This window comes from Alloprevotella sp. (assembly GCF_057240785.1).
Genome location: NZ_DBHHRH010000009.1, coordinates 54,902 through 72,628, shown reverse-complemented (window position 1 = coordinate 72,628; position 17,727 = coordinate 54,902). Strand labels below are relative to the sequence as shown.

Annotated in this window: 16 protein-coding genes; 5 read left to right on the top strand and 11 right to left on the bottom strand. The window is 42.3% G+C overall.

The features are described from left to right. Nucleotides 1-4: 4 nt before the first annotated feature. Entirely contained in the window at nucleotides 5-2,332 is a 2,328-nt protein-coding gene (porE, locus tag ACO4R2_RS02595) for a PorE family type IX secretion system protein (protein ID WP_484769055.1), read from the top strand. Nucleotides 2,333-2,500: 168 nt separating this feature from the next. On the opposite strand, the gene ACO4R2_RS02590 is transcribed toward porE, so the two are convergent. Next, nucleotides 2,501-3,493 (bottom strand): NAD(P)H-dependent glycerol-3-phosphate dehydrogenase, encoded by a 993-nt coding sequence (locus ACO4R2_RS02590; protein ID WP_484769094.1) that lies wholly within the window; start codon nucleotides 3,491-3,493, stop codon nucleotides 2,501-2,503. A 131-nt stretch (nucleotides 3,494-3,624) separates the two neighbouring features. Beyond that, nucleotides 3,625-5,361, bottom strand: a complete 1,737-nt coding sequence (gene lysS, locus ACO4R2_RS02585; RefSeq protein ID WP_484769054.1) for a lysine--tRNA ligase — start codon at nucleotides 5,359-5,361, stop codon at nucleotides 3,625-3,627. 1,178 nt (nucleotides 5,362-6,539) lie between these two features. Between lysS and ACO4R2_RS02580 the strand changes: the two genes are divergently transcribed. Both ACO4R2_RS02580 and ACO4R2_RS02575 read left to right on the top strand, forming a co-directional pair. Beyond that, nucleotides 6,540-7,136: a thiamine phosphate synthase gene (locus ACO4R2_RS02580; RefSeq protein WP_484769093.1), complete on the top strand. Its 597-nt coding sequence runs from the start codon at nucleotides 6,540-6,542 to the stop codon at nucleotides 7,134-7,136. A gap of 139 nt (nucleotides 7,137-7,275) precedes the next feature. Then, a complete protein-coding gene (locus ACO4R2_RS02575; RefSeq protein WP_311490326.1) occupies nucleotides 7,276-8,211 on the top strand; it encodes a ribose-phosphate pyrophosphokinase in 936 nt (311 codons plus the stop codon). Between the two features lie 141 nt (nucleotides 8,212-8,352). Here the strand turns inward: ACO4R2_RS02575 and ACO4R2_RS02570 are convergent, their stop codons facing one another. After that, entirely contained in the window at nucleotides 8,353-8,724 is a 372-nt protein-coding gene (locus ACO4R2_RS02570; RefSeq protein ID WP_484769053.1) for a hypothetical protein, read from the bottom strand. Between the two features lie 354 nt (nucleotides 8,725-9,078). On the opposite strand from ACO4R2_RS02570, the gene ACO4R2_RS02565 reads away from it, so the two are divergent. Then, nucleotides 9,079-9,639, top strand: a complete 561-nt coding sequence (locus ACO4R2_RS02565) for a hypothetical protein (RefSeq protein ID WP_484769052.1) — start codon at nucleotides 9,079-9,081, stop codon at nucleotides 9,637-9,639. A 370-nt stretch (nucleotides 9,640-10,009) separates the two neighbouring features. Next, nucleotides 10,010-10,870, top strand: a complete 861-nt coding sequence (locus tag ACO4R2_RS02560) for a hypothetical protein (RefSeq protein WP_484769051.1) — start codon at nucleotides 10,010-10,012, stop codon at nucleotides 10,868-10,870. Nucleotides 10,871-11,009: 139 nt separating this feature from the next. Here ACO4R2_RS02560 and ACO4R2_RS02555 read toward each other — a convergent pair whose 3' ends face one another. The 8 genes from ACO4R2_RS02555 to ACO4R2_RS02520 form a co-directional block, all read right to left on the bottom strand. Further along, nucleotides 11,010-11,408 carry a hypothetical protein gene (locus ACO4R2_RS02555; RefSeq protein ID WP_484769050.1) on the bottom strand — a complete coding sequence of 133 codons (399 nt, stop codon included), beginning with the start codon at nucleotides 11,406-11,408 and terminating at the stop codon, nucleotides 11,010-11,012. Then, nucleotides 11,408-12,721: a ribosome biogenesis GTPase Der gene (der, locus tag ACO4R2_RS02550; RefSeq protein ID WP_484769049.1), complete on the bottom strand. Its 1,314-nt coding sequence runs from the start codon at nucleotides 12,719-12,721 to the stop codon at nucleotides 11,408-11,410. Before der ends, ACO4R2_RS02555 begins: the two co-directional genes overlap by 1 nt. A gap of 108 nt (nucleotides 12,722-12,829) precedes the next feature. Next, the gene (gene era, locus ACO4R2_RS02545; protein WP_311491084.1) at nucleotides 12,830-13,708 is read right to left on the bottom strand and encodes a GTPase Era; all 879 of its coding nucleotides are present in this window, start codon (nucleotides 13,706-13,708) and stop codon (nucleotides 12,830-12,832) included. A gap of 93 nt (nucleotides 13,709-13,801) precedes the next feature. Further along, the gene (locus ACO4R2_RS02540; protein WP_484769048.1) at nucleotides 13,802-14,800 is read right to left on the bottom strand and encodes a beta-ketoacyl-ACP synthase III; all 999 of its coding nucleotides are present in this window, start codon (nucleotides 14,798-14,800) and stop codon (nucleotides 13,802-13,804) included. Nucleotides 14,801-14,908: 108 nt separating this feature from the next. Beyond that, the gene (rpmF, locus tag ACO4R2_RS02535) at nucleotides 14,909-15,097 is read right to left on the bottom strand and encodes a 50S ribosomal protein L32 (protein WP_009346725.1); all 189 of its coding nucleotides are present in this window, start codon (nucleotides 15,095-15,097) and stop codon (nucleotides 14,909-14,911) included. A gap of 43 nt (nucleotides 15,098-15,140) precedes the next feature. Continuing rightward, nucleotides 15,141-15,614 (bottom strand): YceD family protein, encoded by a 474-nt coding sequence (locus ACO4R2_RS02530; protein WP_311491086.1) that lies wholly within the window; start codon nucleotides 15,612-15,614, stop codon nucleotides 15,141-15,143. 83 nt (nucleotides 15,615-15,697) lie between these two features. Continuing rightward, the gene (locus tag ACO4R2_RS02525; protein ID WP_484769047.1) at nucleotides 15,698-16,750 is read right to left on the bottom strand and encodes a glycosyltransferase; all 1,053 of its coding nucleotides are present in this window, start codon (nucleotides 16,748-16,750) and stop codon (nucleotides 15,698-15,700) included. Nucleotides 16,751-16,880: 130 nt separating this feature from the next. Further along, a complete protein-coding gene (locus ACO4R2_RS02520) occupies nucleotides 16,881-17,618 on the bottom strand; it encodes a TrmH family RNA methyltransferase (RefSeq protein ID WP_484769046.1) in 738 nt (245 codons plus the stop codon). Nucleotides 17,619-17,727 lie beyond the last annotated feature (109 nt).

The window sequence follows — 17,727 nt, the reverse complement described above, 5'->3', positions numbered from 1 at the left end:
AATTATGCTGAAGAATATATCTTTACTCCTTCTTATATTTATAGGTGTGAGTGCCTGCTCACCTGTTGATCGACTTATCCGTCGCGGTGATAATGCGCTTGCTATTGGAGAATATGCAGAGGCTGCAGCTTTATATCAGAGAGCGTATAGGCAAACTCCTGCGAAAGAGCGAGAACAACGAGGCCGACTCAGTTACAAAATGGGAGATGCTTATCGTTGTTATGGGAATGTGGCAAAAGCTGTTGGAAATTATGCAAATGCTGCTCGCTATTATTATACTGATACGCTCACTTGGCTTCGCCTTGGAGATATGCAAAGAGCTATGGGGGAGTATGGAGAAGCAAGTAAGTCTTATCAGAATTTTATAACAGAAAGTTTATCTCCCCCAAAAGCAATATTTAGTCAACCCTCTAAGAAAGTGGTAAGTGTTCGTAAGTCTAAACGTGGCAATAGAAAAACGAAGGAGACGACAAATTCTGATACTTTGTCTGTGGCTACTTCAACCCTGAAGACTAAGAATGTAGATTCAAAGTATATTGAAATAGCTCACAGGGGATTACTTAATTGTGAAGCAGCCATAGAAAATAAGAAAGACGTCTCTGCTTATACAGTTCGCCAAGCAGTTCTTTTCAATTCTCCGCGCGCAGATTATTCTCCGGCTCTTCTTCCTACAGAATATGATCAAATCTATTTCTCTACAACGCGCCGTCAGACACAGGGTAATGATATTAGTGGCATTACGGGAATGAAGGCGGGAGATATTTTCTATTCGCGCAAAGACGAGAAGGGAAATTGGAAGCGTGTAGAACCTGCAGAAGGAGGAATCAATACTACTGATGATGAAGGAGCTTGTTGTTTTTCTCCGGATGGCTCAACGATGTATTTCACGGTATGTAGAACTGATGCAAAATATCCTCGTATGGCGGAGATTTGGCAATCTACTCGTTCTGATGCAACTTGGTCGAAACCTACACAAGTAAAGATTTCTGCAGATACACTTTCCGACTATGCTCATCCAGCAGTTTCTCCTGATGGTAAATGGCTTTATTTTTCCAGTAATATGCCGGGAGGTTTTGGGGGATACGATTTGTGGCGCATACGTATAGGTGAACATGGAGCTGGAGGTGTTGAGAATCTTGGTTCAGAAATCAATACTGATGGTAATGAAGAATTTCCTACATTTCGCCCTAATGGCGATTTCTATTTTTCTTCAGATGGACGTACGCCTAATTGGGGCGGATTAGATATTTATTGTGTTCCTCAGTTTACCAAACGCTTTAGAGGAGAGGATGTATTATTTGATGCGGAACAGACTGGGCTGGTAGATACTCTTTATCAACAACTTATTGTAGATCATCTTCCTACTCCTATGAATAGTCAAGGGGATGACTTTGGTATTACGTTTGATGGTCTTCATAACCGCGGCTATTTTTCCTCCTCTCGTAGTACGGGAGGTCGTGGCTGGGATAAGATATTTGAATTTAGTTATCCTGAACGCTTACTGACCGTGAAAGGTTGGGTTTACGAACAAGATGGCTATGAGCTACCTTCTGCCCAAGTGTATATTGTAGGTACAGACGGGACGAACCAAAAAATTAGTGTGCTACCTAATGGTTCTTTTGAAGCCCCTGTGCAGCCTGGGGTTAATTATCTCTTGATGGCTGTGTGCAATGGATATTTGAATGTTCGGCAACAGTTGCGCCTTGATACGCTTTCCCTAGCAGATGTGGAGAGAGCAATAGCTCGTCAAAATAAAAATCTTCGAAAAGATGTTACGCAATATGTTTTGCAGTTTCCTCTTCCTAATATTAGTATCCCAGTCTTAGTCCGCGGTATTTATTACCAGTTTGATAAAGCTGCTATTACGGATAGCAGCAGCGTTGCACTCAATCGGTTGGTTACATTATTGAAAGAGAATCCTAATGTTACCATAGAATTGGCAGCACATTGTGATTATCGAGGGACAGATGCTTATAATGACCACCTTTCTCAGCAACGCGCTGAGGCTGTAGTGGCTTATCTTGTGAAGCAAGGTATTGCGCGTGATCGTTTGACACCTATGGGATATGGAAAACGCCGTCCTAAAGTTGTTACAACAAAGTTGCATACCGAATACCCATTCCTTGCTGTTGGTGATACTCTCACTGCAGAGCGTATCAGTTCGTTACGTCCAGCTCAGCAAGAGATTGCCAATGCTTTGAATCGTAGAACAGAGTTCCGTGTTCTTCGTACAACATATGGTCTCTTTGATAAAAATGGTAATTACGTAGCTCCGGCTACTAAGCCTAAGAAGTCGGAGGCAAATGAGCCTAATGCTGTAGATATTTATTAGGAATGAGTGTGAGATTTTAAGAAAGTTAACTAGCTTTAGAGATGTGTCTTTTTAATCTTTCTGCTATCTTGTAAAAAAGCTCACAACATATTTCTTTATGTTGTGAGCCTTTTTTTATTCTCCTATTGCGTTTTAGAGCCGATGGTTAAAAACGTAATGAATGGCCATTTATCGAAATGAATCTGTAAGAAGTTTTATTTCGATGGCAGGAGAGATTCGTTCATAGAGGATATTGTAGACAGCATCAAGGATAGGCATATTCACATGAAAGTGCTTGTTGAGTTGCTTCATGCACGCTGTGCCGTAGTAGCCTTCAGCGATCATCTCCATTTCGATTTGTGCCGACTTTACACTGTAGCCTTTACCAATCATCGTGCCGAAGACGCGGTTACGCGAAAAGTTGGAATATCCCGTCACAAGGAGGTCACCAATATATACACTGTCGTAAACATTGCGTGGAATAGGATAAACAGCACGCAGAAAACGGTCGGTTTCTTGTACAGCATTTGCCATAAGAACCGACTGAAAGTTGTCTCCATATTTCAATCCATTGCAGATACCCGCTGCTATGGCATAGACATTTTTCAATACGCTGGCATATTCTATGCCGATGATGTCATCTGAAGTCTTAGTTTTGACATACGAAGAAGCGAGCATAGAGGCAAAGGCTTGAGCATATTCTTGGCTCACGCTACCTATTGTGAGATAGGTGAGGCGGTCGAGCGCTACTTCTTCTGCATGAGAAGGACCTCCAATAACGGCTAAATGATCATCTGGAATATTGTAAGCTTGTCGAAAGTATTCGCTGACCACGTAGTCCTCATCTGGAACAATACCTTTGATAGCCGTAACGATATATTTATCATAGAGTTTCTCTTTGAGCTTGCGGAGATGGCTCTTTAGGTAAGGAGAAGGGGTGACAAAAATTAAGGTGTCATTATCGCGTACAGCTTTGTTGATATCGGCCGTAAAGTGGATGCGATGAGTATCGAAGTGGACACCGGTGAGATAGGAGGGATTGTGCTCGAGACGTTTAAAGCTTTCGATGGCGTCCGTTCTGTGCATATACCACGTGATGCTGGGGACTTTCTCCAGTACCATTTTGGCAATAGCGGTGGCCCAACTGCCACTACCCATTATTGCTATCTTTCCTGTTTCCATTTTATTTTTGAAGATATGGGAGAAATTCTCCGTCTTCTTCATAGAGCTATTGCTTCTCTCTCATGTTTTTAGAGCGTAGATAAAGTCTCTTTACTTTATGAGAAAGACGGAGATATTTTCTTAGTGACCGTTTATTTGTCGGCAGAAACCCATTTAGTGATTTCTTCTAGTGATGGCTTTTGTATCTCGACAATGTTTCGGTATTTCTTCTGCAATTCGCTCAGCTGTTGCAGGATTTTCTGCGGGTTCACCTCTTTGAGGTCGCTAACGAGATTGTAGCCAATTTTTTGGAGAGCTGGAACCAAATCCTCGGGAATACCAATACGCGTGTAAGCTTCAGCGTTGTCGCGAGGAGCTTTGGCTTCTGGCTTCATCTGTGGGAAGAGGATAACTTCCTGAATGAAAGGATTCCCTGTCATAAGCATGACAAGGCGGTCAATACCAATACCGATACCAGAAGTGGGAGGCATACCATATTGGAGTGCGCGGAGGAAGTCGGCGTCTATAACCATAGCTTCATCGTCACCCTTATCAGCCAAAGACATTTGGTCGCGGAAACGTTCTTCTTGGTCTATAGGATCATTTAGCTCCGAATAAGCATTTGCCAATTCCTTACCATTAACCATCAACTCGAAGCGTTCTGTAAGACCTGGCTTGGAGCGATGTATTTTAGTGAGTGGTGACATTTCTACAGGATAGTCCGTGATGAACGTGGGTTGGATGTAGGTACCTTCGCAAAATTCGCCAAAGAGTTCGTCAATCAGTTTGCCCTTGCCCATTGTCTCATCAATCTCCATGTTCAACTTGTTGCAAATCTCGCGGATTTCATCCTCTGTCTTGCCCTCCAAGTCGTAACCCGTCTTTTCCTTGATAGCTTCAAGGATAGGCAGGCGGCGGAATGGAGCTTTAAAACTGATTGTCTTGTCGTCGATAACGCATTCGCTCTTGCCATTCACGGCAATGCAAATAGTTTCGAGCATCTTCTCCGTGAACGACATCATCCAGTTGTAATCTTTATACTGCACATAGAGCTCCATGCAAGTGAACTCAGGGTTATGGTTCTTATCCATGCCCTCATTGCGGAAGTTCTTTCCTATTTCGTAAACGCCTTCAAAGCCGCCCACGATGAGACGTTTCAAGTACAATTCGGTAGCGATACGCATATACATATCCTGATCGAGTGCATTGAAATGCGTGATAAATGGACGTGCACTTGCGCCACCCGGAATATTCTGTAGTGTAGGAGTTTCTACCTCTGTGTAGCCCGCACTGTCCAACACGTTGCGGAGAGTGCGCAGCACGATAGAACGCTTGTAGAATGTATCTTTCACATTGGGATTAACAATGAGATCAACGTAGCGTTGACGATAGCGCATTTCTGGATCGGAAAAACCGTCATAAACTTCACCATCTTTCTCCTTCACGATAGGAAGGGGGCGGAGACTCTTGGAGAGTAGTGTGATTTCTTCAGCGTGTACACTGATTTCGCCAGTCTGCGTACGGAATACAAAGCCACGAACACCGATAAAGTCGCCCAAATCAAGCAACTTTTTGAAGAATTTGTTGTAGATGTCTTTATCTTCACCAGGGCAAATGTCGTCACGGGTGATATATACTTGTATACGTCCTTTAGAATCAAGGAGTTCAGCAAAGCTGGCTTTTCCCATCACGCGGCGGCTCATTAAGCGGCCAGCGATGCAGACGCGGCGAGGAGTTTCAGCGTTTTCGTCGAACTCGCTGCGGATGTCTGTACTGTAAGCATCAACGGGGAATTCAGCTGCGGGGTAGGGGTCTATTCCCATTTGTCGAAGTTCCTTTAGGGCCTCACGGCGACCCAATTCCTGTTCGCTTAGTTCAAATACGTTCATGTGATTTTTTTGTTTCTTTATATTATTGTATGTGCAAAATTACAAAGAGAAAGCCATAATTCCAAGAATAGCACAAAAACAAGTACAAAGACACGTCCTTTGAATTATTTATTAAAGAGATTTTTGCAAAAAAATAAGCTTTTAAATAATTTTGTTTCATGTAGGTGAAATTCTAAGATTTGGTTGGTGTAACCCAATGTTGTCTTGAAGGAGCAGTTTTCAGTTTTAGCTACAATATGGGATATTTGATTGAAGGTGTTTTTGATGTTAATATTCAACTTATCCTTATACTAATGATTTTACTCCCATAGGGGAAACACTTATGGATGCGGATGAACGTGGATATATTATTTATTGAATAAGAAGCTGTGGTTGCGGAAAGTTCGTAAGTGTACGGCTCAAACTAAAAGATTTTGGCAGATATTTACATTGAGGTTGGTAATCTTGTCTATCTTCACCATCCCTTTCCTAAGCTTAAAGATGTTTTGGTATATTGCGTCATTATCAAAAAAACGCTACATATTGTCAATATTTTTCGTATTCTATTGCATTGAGAATAGCTTGAAAATCAAATTTAAATTCTTCGGGAGGAAATAACGCAAGGAGGAGCTGTTACGCTAATAGGGGGATTTTGAAAAAGGTTACTAGGAATTTTATTTTCTATACTAGGAGTTGAAAAAACAATACTGCAATTTTCAAAAATAATAAGGCTGTTGGCTGACATCTTTATTGTATAAACTGATAGAATAAGGAAAAAACTGGCTCTTTGAAGCATTTTTGTCGTTCATTCTATGAAAAATCATAGCTTCCCTTATGTTTTTTACCGATTTATGGAGTGACATTTTTAGCTGATAGATTCGTTTTTCGTTGCTTTCAAACCTTTTTAAGTTTTTCTCAATAATTTTTGCTTCTAGATTAGAGAAGTCTGTTGTAAAGAAAATTCTTGTTTTGAAACCTAGACTGTGATTGTCAGTTGTCACGGCTGAAGGAAGGAATACCTGAGGATATTTTTTTACAAATCTATTTTACTGTTCAGAAAGAGAGAGAGGGAATGAAAAAAGTGTCCATGTACTTCATTTGCCTTCATTCGTGAGCTTTTACAAGCTTTAGCTTATTTTGTATTCTGCAAAAATAGTCTTAACTTTGCACTTGAAGAAAGCAACAACTTCTACGAATTGATGAAAATCGTATTGATGACAACGCCATTTTTCTTTGTCGAGGAAAGCCAAATACTAACGGCACTCTTCGATGAGGGTCTTGAGTTGCTTCATCTTCGTAAACCGGATACTGAGCCGGTTTTTTCTGAACGCCTTTTATCACTTATCCCCGAATCTTATCATCGACGCATTGTTACTCACGACCATTTTTATTTGAAGAATGAATATGGACTGCGTGGTGTACACTTAAATGATCGTAATCTAGAGTTGCCGGATGGCTTCAAAGGAACGATTAGTTGTTCCTGCTATACGGTAGAAGAAATCGAAGCGCGCCGTAGGAAGATGGACTATGTCTTTCTACAATCCACGGATTTTAATGTTCCTGAGTCCCGCGAAACTTCATGGGAACTCTGGGAGGATGCTGCACATCAGATGTCGGAAAAAGAACTCAAGAAGGTCTATGTTTCGGGGGGCATCACGCTGGACGATCTGCCTCGCTTGCGCAGTTTGGGCTTTGGAGGTGTCGTGGTTTATGGCGACATTTGGAACAGGTTTAATATCTACTCTCAGCAAGACTATCAGGAGTTAATCCTACATTTTCGTAAATTGCTGAAATGATAATTATGGACAAGACTAAAAATATACAAGGCGTGAACTATGGTAGTCAACTTAAAAAGAACGATGCTACTCCTTTTGTGTTCTGGCCTTTGAGGCAGTTGTCCGTAGCCCTTTGTAACTCGTTAAATATCTTTCTAATATGAGCTCTGATTCATTCATGGTATTCTCTGGCACCAAGACTCGCTATTTGGCCGAGAAAATCTGTAAGGACCTTAACTGCCCGCTTGGCAATTTGGTCATCACGTATTTCGCCGATGGCGAATTTGTAGTAAGCTTCGAGGAATCCATTCGTGGCCGCGATGTCTTCTTAGTGCAGTCCACATTTCCCAGTGCTGACAACCTGATGGAGCTGCTCCTGATGATTGATGCTGCAAAGCGCGCGAGTGCTAAGAGTATCAATGCAGTGATCCCTTACTTTGGTTGGGCGCGACAAGATCGCAAGGATAAGCCGCGTGTATCTATCGGTGCAAAACTTGTAGCTGATATGCTCAGCGCAGCGGGTATCGACCGCTTGCTTACAATGGACCTCCATGCCGATCAAGAACAGGGATTCTTCGATGTTCCTGTTGATCATCTCTATGCGTCTACGGTGTTCATGCCCTACATTAAGAGTTTGAACTTGAAGAACCTTTGCATGGCCAGTCCTGATGTTGGTGGTTCGAAGCGTGCCAGTGCTTACGCTAAATTCCTTGATGTGCCTCTCGTTCTTTGCCACAAAACGCGTAAGAAAGCTAATGTGGTAGCGGATATGCAGATTATTGGTGATGTGCGCGATATGGATGTCATTCTAATTGACGATATTGTTGATACGGCAGGTACTATCACAAAAGCAGCTCAACTGATGATCGACAATGGAGCACATTCTGTTCGTGCCATGGCAAGCCACTGTATCATGTCTGGTCCTGCTGATGAGCGTGTGGCTAATTCTCCATTGCAGGAAATCATCTTTACGGATAGTATTCCATACCGCGGAACTTGTTCCAAAGTGAAGCAGCTCAGCGTGAGCGAAGTTTTTGCTGAAACTATTCGTCGAGTAGAAAACAACGAAAGTATTTCTTCTCAGTATCTTATCTAATAACTGAGCTACTTTCTTATTGGTAAGTTTATCACTAAAAACGGACTGCCTCTTTTTCCTTTATTAAGGAGAAGATGAGGCAGTCCGTTCTTAATGAATTATTATCGGCTTGTTCTTTTTAGCTGATCAAGAAAAATGCTATTATTTCGGCTTTGATGGGGGAAGAATCCTATACCATACTTTCCAAGATCCATCTTTTTGATGTTCTACATGAATCTCAAAATCAGCATTATTGGGTATTTTATACATGAGAGTGTTAGCTAGTCTATAAGCCCCCCATTTAGTTTTGCATTGTCCAATGTAAATCCAAATAGGCTTGGATATTTTATGCTGAGTGCCTATGGCGTAGCTCTTGACTTCTGTAGATTTCTGTAGATGGTCGTATACGATGTTGCCCATATTATACGCAAATTCGTCACAAATAACGATGCTATCTAATCCTGCGTCGTATGCAATATAGCCTCCATCATTATACTTTTCGCTCTCATTTTGGATGATTTGGTCTAATGCCAAAGAAATTCGTTTTGTGAGGACTTCTTTAGTAGAGTCTTTAAAACTGTCTCTCTCATCATTTTGGCTGCACCCTATTCCACTAATCAGAACGAGTGTCAGCAGTGTAAAAGAAATGAAATAATGTTTCATAAGTTTTTTAGGTTGAATCGTTTCCTACTCTATAAGCTTTTCGGATTTTGCTTTAATTTCGCATTCTAGAATATGCGGATGTTATAATATTGCAAATATAAGTACGAATAAACTTAAGTGCAACTTTATTTTATTTTTTTAAGTAAAATGTCGATTATAGATGAGATGAAGTTTCTTTTTTCCTTAAAATACTGTTTTCTTTTTCTTTTTGATATTTCATAAAGGGTGAGTAAATGGAAAAACTCCGAGATTCAGATAGTGTTCCTAAAAGCTTACACGCTCTCGGGCACGGGCAACGAGATGGCACAGTTCTGGCGCGCCGTCGAGTTCCTGCGCGAAGACAGCCAAATCTTCTACGGTGGCGATTATTACCTGCGCCTGAAGAAAGAGTTCCGCGGAGAAGACATCTACAAGGTCTATGCAAAACCCCACCGCTTGCTCTACATCTCCACCAACCGCATTTTCACGCTCTACCGCAAAGCGGCGCTCAGCGTGGGCAACACGCCTCTCCCAGAGGACTCGCTCATCGAATACCTCAAGAACGAGCCCTACTTCCTTTCGCGCTCCTATGTGACACGCATGAAAGTGTTCAACAAAGCGGGCTATCCAGAACAAATCGTGGAGAACGGCCACAGCCGCGACAAATACCGTCGCACGCGCTGCTGGATCTTCGATTATGATGAGCTGGAGAAACTCTATCATATCAATCTCGAGGGGGACGATAGCCCCGAAGCTATCCCCGAGGAGGACGATTCACAGGCCCAAGGCCAAAAACTTCCGTTATAAAATGAGAACAAAAAAAACACTACAACTATTTGTATGTTCTAAAATCTTTCTGTATGTTTGCGATATAGAAACAATTAAAGGATGTTGATTATGTCTGGAATGGATCTTGGAATTAGAATATTTTTCGGAGTATTGATGCTCGTCATCTTTTTAGTTCACCTATACTGTCTCATTTATGCGTGGAAACATTTTCGTGACCCACAAGAATTTGCTAATTTCTTAAAGGATGCTGAATGGGAACGAAAAAAAAGGAAAATGAGAGAAAACAGATCTATAGACAAAGCCTTATGGGGTGATTAGTTCTAAGTCTTTTAATACACATACATAAAGGTGTTACTTTGCTAAAAACAGAGTAACACCTTTTTTTATTATGAATAGCGAAGCAGTAAAAGAAATAGTTCTCAAGGTCAATGGTGATTACGCCGAAAGAGAACTAAAGAAAATCCAGCAAAACATTGTAAAAGCACGAAAAGAGAAAGAAGCGTTTTTGAAAAATGCCCCAGATGCTTCCTCGTGGACGAAAGAACAAGAAAAACAGTGGAGAGAACTCAACTCCACCATCGGAAAAGGAGAACGCCAGCTCAAGAGATGGGGCAACAGCGCCGACCAAATAAAAAGAGTGCTCGACAATCTCAGCGGGTCGAGCATGAAAGAGCTCAAGGGCAACCTGAAAAGCCTGGAAAGATTGATGGATTCAGGAGCCATCAAAAGGAATACTAAAGACTGGGAGAATCTTGTAGAAGCCATCAAATCGACAAAAAGCGAAATTCAGAAAATAGAAAAAGAGGGGAAAATAGAGGAAAAATCCAACTCTATTGTAAAACTCGGAGCGCTCACCACCATCATCAGAGGCATAGGCGACGCAGCGGCGGGGGCCTACTCCCGCGCCATGCAATTTGTGGATGCCTTTGCGCGGATGGACGAGGCGGAGGTGCAAGTCATAAAATACACGGGCCTCGCACGCAGCGAAGTGGAAAGCCTAAACGAGAGTTTCAAAAAGATGGAAACGCGCACACCGCGCGAACAGCTCAACGCACTGGCAGCCGACGCGGGACGCTTGGGCATACAGTCGAAGAAAGACGTGCTCGACTTCGTGGCCGCGGCCGACCAGCTCAATGTGGCACTGGGCGAAGACCTCGGCGCTGATGGTGTGAAAAACATCGGCAAGCTCGCCCAGCTTTTCGGCGATGACAAGAAGATGGGGCTCAAAACGCGAAGAACTCAAGAGTAACCTGAAAAGAATGATGGAGGACCTTGACTTGACTGCTATTGAATACCTTTTACAAATTGTCTAAAAAAGCGAATGTTTATGGGGTTACTTCAGTGAGTAGCACTCATAAACATTCACTTTGATTCTAAGAATTCTATTCTTATCTGATTCGCCAACGATTCTTATTGCGCACTAGTTGGATCATAATTTCTTCCGTACTTCCATCACCATAAGACACATTGAGAAAAGCATTGGACATATTCCCCTTATCGTGAACCTCCGTACGCTCTAGCTTTACGTGCTTTACGCCTTTGTGTTCTTCATTAATATAACGCGCGTGTTGCTTGAGTGCATCCTTCATTTCTTGCCGATAAGTTTCTGGCTTATCATCGCAGGACTGCATGGCATCAACATACGCATTATAGTTGCCCGAAGTGTAGAGTTTATAGAGCGAAAGAATTTCTTCCTCCTTAGGTCCATTTTTCTCTATGCTTGTATTGCTCTTGTTTCCACAAGAAAGAAGCAGCAAGCCCGCGAAGAAAGCAAATAGTGGACGCATTATTTTTGACGAATGAAGATGTTGATAGGTGTGCCGGAGAAGTTCCATCGTTCGCGTATCTTATTTTCTAAGAATCGCTTGTAGGGTTCTTTTACATATTGTGGCAAGTTGGCATAGAACACGAAAGAAGGAATCTGCGTGTTGGGCAGCTGCATACAATATTTGATTTTGATGTATTTACCTTTGATTGAAGGTGGTGGATAGGCCTCGATGAGCGGTAGCATCTCTTCGTTGAGTTTGGCTGTGGTGATACGTGCCTGACGCTGAATGTAGACATTCTTAGCTGTCTCAAGAAGTTTGTAGATACGCTGCTTAGTGAGTGCTGACGTGAAGATGATGGGAAAGTCATCGAATGGAGCCATGCGTTCGCGAATAGTGTCTTGGAAATGATCGATGGCGCGCTGGCTCTTGTCTTCTACGAGGTCCCATTTATTGATGGCAACAACGAGGCTCTTTTGGTTGCGCTGAATGAGCTGGAAAATGTTCATATCTTGGCTCTCAATACCGCGTGTGGCATCAATTAGCAAAATACAGACATCGGAATTTTCAATGGCGCGAATAGAGCGCATAACAGAGTAGAACTCCAAGTCTTCGCTTACTTTACTTTTCTTTCGAATACCTGCCGTGTCGACAAGATAGAAATCGAAGCCAAACTTGTCATAGCGTGTCAGAATGCTGTCGCGCGTGGTTCCTGCAATGTCCGTAACGATATGACGATCTTCTCCAATAAAAGCATTGATAAGACTGCTCTTGCCAGCATTTGGACGGCCTACGATGGCAAAGCGAGGAATACGTGCTTCCTCTTCCAGACGAGTTTCAGGACCGAGCTTTTCAAGAACGAGGTCGAGCAAGTCGCCCGTGCCGCTACCAGTTGCCGCAGAGATGCAGTAAGGGGTGCCAAGACCGAGTCCGTAGAATTCAGCACTTTGGTAAATATCCTTATTGTCATCGCACTTATTGGCACAAAGAATGACGGGGACTTTGGTTTGTCGGAGGATGGTGGCCACTTGCTGATCGAGGTCAGTAATGCCATTGTCGTTATCTACTACAAACAAGATACAGTCTGCCTCTTCTGTGGCAACAAGTACTTGTTTGCGGATTTCTTCTTCAAAGATGTCATCAGAATTTACTACCCATCCACCAGTGTCAACGAGAGAAAATTCACGGTTGCACCACTCGCATTTTCCGTATTGTCGGTCACGTGTGGTACCGGCATGTTCACTAACGATGGCAGCACGAGTTCCCGTTAACCGGTTAAAGAGGGTAGATTTTCCTACGTTTGGGCGGCCTACGATGGCTACTAATTTGCTCATATATAAGAAAGTTAGTTAGCGGCTCTCTCCAACTCGTTCTTCACGAACGGGGTAGTTTCTCCTGTGGAGCTACCTGAGAAAGCTTTGAATTGATAAAAAATGAAAAAATTAGATATTATGGTATCCGTAAGCGTTGAGACGGCGGTCATTATTGCGCCAATCTTTATCAACTTTCACAAAGAGCTCCAAAAAGATATTCTTTTGAAAAAAACGTTCCATCTCTTTGCGTGCTTCTGTAGATACTTTTTTTAACGCTACTCCTTGGTGTCCGATAATGATGCCTTTTTGGCTCTCACGTTCCACATAGATAATGGCGTTGATATGTATGGACTTCTCTTGCTCCTTAAAACGTTCTACAGAAACCTCGCAAGCGTAGGGTATCTCTTTATCGTAGTAGAGTAGGATCTTCTCTCGAATGATTTCTGTAACGAAAAAACGGGCAGGCTTGTCGGTCCATTGATCGCGTTCGAAATACGGTGGGGCGTCAGGTAGTAATTCTTTGATACGGCGTAGGACTGTATCTACATTAAATTTCGCCTTTGCTGATATGGGGAAAATCTCAGCTTTTGGCAGTTGTTCGTGCCATTCGCTAACGAGCCTCTCAAGGTCTTGTTGGTTGGAAGTGTCTATCTTATTGATAAGAAGGAGTACGGGAACAGACATTTCTCGAACTTTTGCCAAGAAATCTGCATTTTTATCTGCCCGCTCAACCACGTCTGTGACATATAGCAGAACGTCTGCATCTTGCAGAGCGGATTCAGAGAAAGCAAGCATGGCTTCCTGCATCTTATAGTTCGGCTTTAGCACTCCAGGTGTGTCAGAAAAAACTATCTGAGCATCATCTGTATTGACAATTCCCATGATGCGGTGACGCGTCGTTTGGGCCTTGAAAGTAGCAATGGAGATACGTTCTCCCGTTAATAAATTCATCAAAGATGATTTACCAACGTTTGGATTTCCCACTAAGTTTACAAAACCACTTTTCATATCGCGATAAATTTTTAGAGAAGCCCCCTACAGCCCTTTATTAGGGAAGAAAAAGGCTGTAGAGGGCTTTGGAAAAGAGCTAAAAACTTTGATTTATTTAGCGTTATAGCCCCATTTGAGTAGAGCTGCACCATATGTGAAGCCTGCTCCGAAGGCTGTAAGGATGATGGAATCTCCTTTCTTTAATTGTTTCTCAAAGTCCCACAAAGCTAAAGGTAGAGTGGCGGCAGAAGTATTACCATAACGCTGAATGTTTACCAAAACTTTCTCCATTGGAATCTCAAGACGATTGGCTACCGCTTCAATAATGCGGATATTAGCTTGATGGGGAAGCACCCAATTCAATGTTTCGTTATTCAATCCGTTTCGTTCTGCTATCTGAGCACTAACGTCACTCATATAAGTAACGGCGTACTTAAATACCGTGCGACCTTCTTGGTGGAGATAGTTCATGCGGCGGTCAATGGAGTAGTGAGAAGGAGGACAAACAGAGCCACCAGCCTTAATGCAAAGGAAAGGAAGCCCTAAACCATCAGTGCGGAGGATAGAATCTGTCCAACCTACTTCTTCTGTTGTTGGCTCCACCAATACTGCTGCAGCACCATCGCCAAAGAGAGCGCAAGTGGATCGGTCTGTATAGTCAACAATGCTGGACATTTTCTCAGCACAACAAACAATCACTTTCTTATAACGTCCACTTTGAATCATACATGCAGCCTGGTCCATCGCAAAGAGGAAACCACAGCAAGCTGCCTGCAAGTCGATAGCGTAAGCATTTGTCATGCCTGTACGACCAATAACAATAGAGGATGTAGAAGGTACTTTGTAGTCTGGAGTCGTTGTTGCCACGATGAGGGCCTCCACGTCAAGCGGATCTGTTCCTGTCTTTTGGAGCAACTGCTTGACAGCTTTACGAGCCATGTAGCTCGTACCGAGCCCTTCTTCTTGTAGAATATGACGTTCCTTAATACCTACGCGAGACATAATCCACTCATCGTTGGTATCAACCATGCGCGAGAGTTCGTCGTTGTTTAGAATATAATCTGGAATATAGCCACCGACACCGGTGATTGTAGCATTGATTTTTTCCATAGAGATATTACAAAAAATTTAAGGTCTGACGTATAGAGAAATAGGACAGTATTAAATATGATTTTTGCCTCTTGCTCTAAACGTCAGACCTTTTAATTGAGAATCTGATTATTCAGCTGTTTCTTCCTGTGCTACTGCGAGCTTGCCGCGGTAGTAACCACAAGAAGGACATACCGTATGGTAGATATGCCAACCACCACAATTAGGACATGCAGCTAACGTAGGAGCTACTGCCTTATCGTGAGTTCTGCGCTTCAGAGTTCTCGTCTTTGATTGTCTTCTTTTGGGATGTGCCATGGTTCTATTTTATTTTAACTAGTTATAATTCTATTTTTATTTGCTAAGCATCGAGTTCGTCAATAGGCATTTCCGCAGAAAAGCGGGTGAGCATATCTTTATCACATTCACCTTCGGGGTGGACTCTCTCTAGGGGGAGAGATGTCACGGCAATCTCATATATGTCCCATGCGATGTTGTACATATTAGAGTTGTGAGGTACGAACTTTAGGTCGTAATCTGTTGTCTCTGTTTCATCACCATAGGAGACTCTCACTACATCTGAAGTGTTAATGTCAATAGAGAGTTCATCAAGGCAGCGATCACAGAGAACAATTACCGATCCTCGTAAGAAAATTTTAATTTGATAGATGTCTCCAGCTGTTTCACGTACCTTGACAGTTACATCGAGCCTTCCGCCTTTGATTTCATCTTGCTCGAGTTCAGCAAAGAAATCATCGTGCAGGGAGAAGTGTAAAGGCTCGATTCCGCTTGCAGCCTTCCTTATGTCTATCAGCATATTGTCCTTACTAGCCATAGCGGCTGCAAAATTAGAGATTTTAGCTTGAAGAACAAAATGAAATCTTTATTTTTTGAGTATTAAATCCTTTCTGCGTCTTGTCAGATGATGGGCCGGACAAAATCCTCTTGATGTCTTAAGCTTCTTATCTTATTTATAAAGGTGCGGAAAGGCTGAAGTATTGCGTAGAGATGAAGTGATACTCCATATTTACGAAGCTCTAATTGTTTTGTGAGCTGTCTAAAAAGAATGATGGGGGTGATTATCCAGCACACTAAGAGAATCAAGCTGAAGATATCCGTCAAAAGGTGTATGAGTTCATATGCTTCTGCGATTGTTGATTCGTAAATACGACTTGCTATATATGTGCTTTCTGTTAGCAAGAATAGATATGTAGCCCAGCTAGCAAACGCTTCCCGTAGTCTCCACCAATGTGCGTTCTTGCTGAGGTGTTTTCGAATAGCCGTAGAGTACATTCGCTCTTTATTAAGTACGGATGCATTGGGGAGTTCTTGAAGCATGGTAGCTCTTGTGTCCCATATAAAACTGGCATTCTCCTTCGTGGCCAATTGGTCAACGAGTAAGGCGCAACTACCAAAAGGAAGTTCTAAACTACCTGCAAAACCGTGATTATCAAGAAAAAATTGTTTTGAGATAATGAAGTTTGTTCCATCAGCTCCACAGGCTTTTCCTCGAGCACCTGCACGTAGTATGCGAAGTTGTGAGCAAATACGCTCGTATATAGCTCGTCGTGCAAGACTACTACCGTCGTCTATATAATTTGCATATCCGATTGTGATGGGCTTTAGATTTTGAGACATTGTCTCGAGCCATAAATCGCTTATTGGGCGACAGTCGGGCGCTGTTAGAAGACACCATTCTGAATGTGCTGCTCGGATCCCTAATGTGAGTGCTAATTTCTGTTTGTCTATATAACGAGAAGTGGTTGGAACAAAGGTATGTCGAAGATTTCTGTACTTTGCCTCCATGCGTTTTAGAACATCACTCGTTTCTGCATTAGAGGCTATGTTTACCACCACGACCTCAAAAGAAGGATACTTCTGTTTGAGAATATACGGAAGATTTCGTTCTAGAAGTATCGCTTCCTTGGAAACAGGGATAATGACGGATATCTTAGGCTTTTCTTCTTTCACTGTTTTTGGTTGACATTTACATTTTTGAGGAAGTGTATAGTCACGCCAGCGTAAAAGATATAAAAGTAAGAGAGCTATGCTAGCTACTCCTAAAAGTATGATTTGGATATAGAAAAACATGATTAAAATGTTAAATCTTTTGTCGGAATGCTGCACAGGTAATAGCTGTAGCAATAGCCACATTTAAACTTTCCACAGTTTTACGGTTGGTAGGATAGTTAGGGATGAATAGTTTTTCCGTCACCAGTTGTTCCACTTCTTTGCTAACACCGTTCCCCTCGTTACCCATTACTATAATTGCATTCTGTTGTAATTTTTTTTGGTAGATATTGTCGCCTTCTAAGAATGTTCCATAAATAGGTACGTTCTGTTGGCTCAAGAAAAAGGGGAGATCGACATAATGAATATTCACGCGGGCGATAGCTCCCATAGAAGCTTGTACTACTTTAGGAGCATAAGCATCTGCTGTATTCAATGAGCAGAAAAGCGCATCAATACCAAACCAGTCGGCTAATCGGATGATTGTCCCTAAATTGCCTGGATCTTGTACGCAGTCAAGAGCTAATGATAAGCCCGAAGTTGGACAGACGCTCTCTGTAGGCTTTTCAAAAATGGCTAAAGCTTCTTGCGGTGCTTTTAGAAACGAAGCATGTTGTAGTTCCCTTTCTGTGATTTCCCTGATATTGTATGATTGAAATTCTGGGTGGCTGTCAATAAAATGCTTTGTTCCACACAGCATCTTACACGTACAAAGACCAACCAGCTCTCCTATAACTTTGGGACCTTCGGCAAGGAACACATTTTCCTTATCTCGATGTTTTTTCTGTGCAAGGGATTGGATGTATTTTATCTCGTTCTTTGTCAGCATAAATACAAGCTTCTTTTTGTTGTTGCAAAATTACGAAAAAAATCTCTTCTTATAAGTCCTGCGTAATTCCATACTAAGCAGAGGTAATAAAAGGTTTCTTTGAGGGATT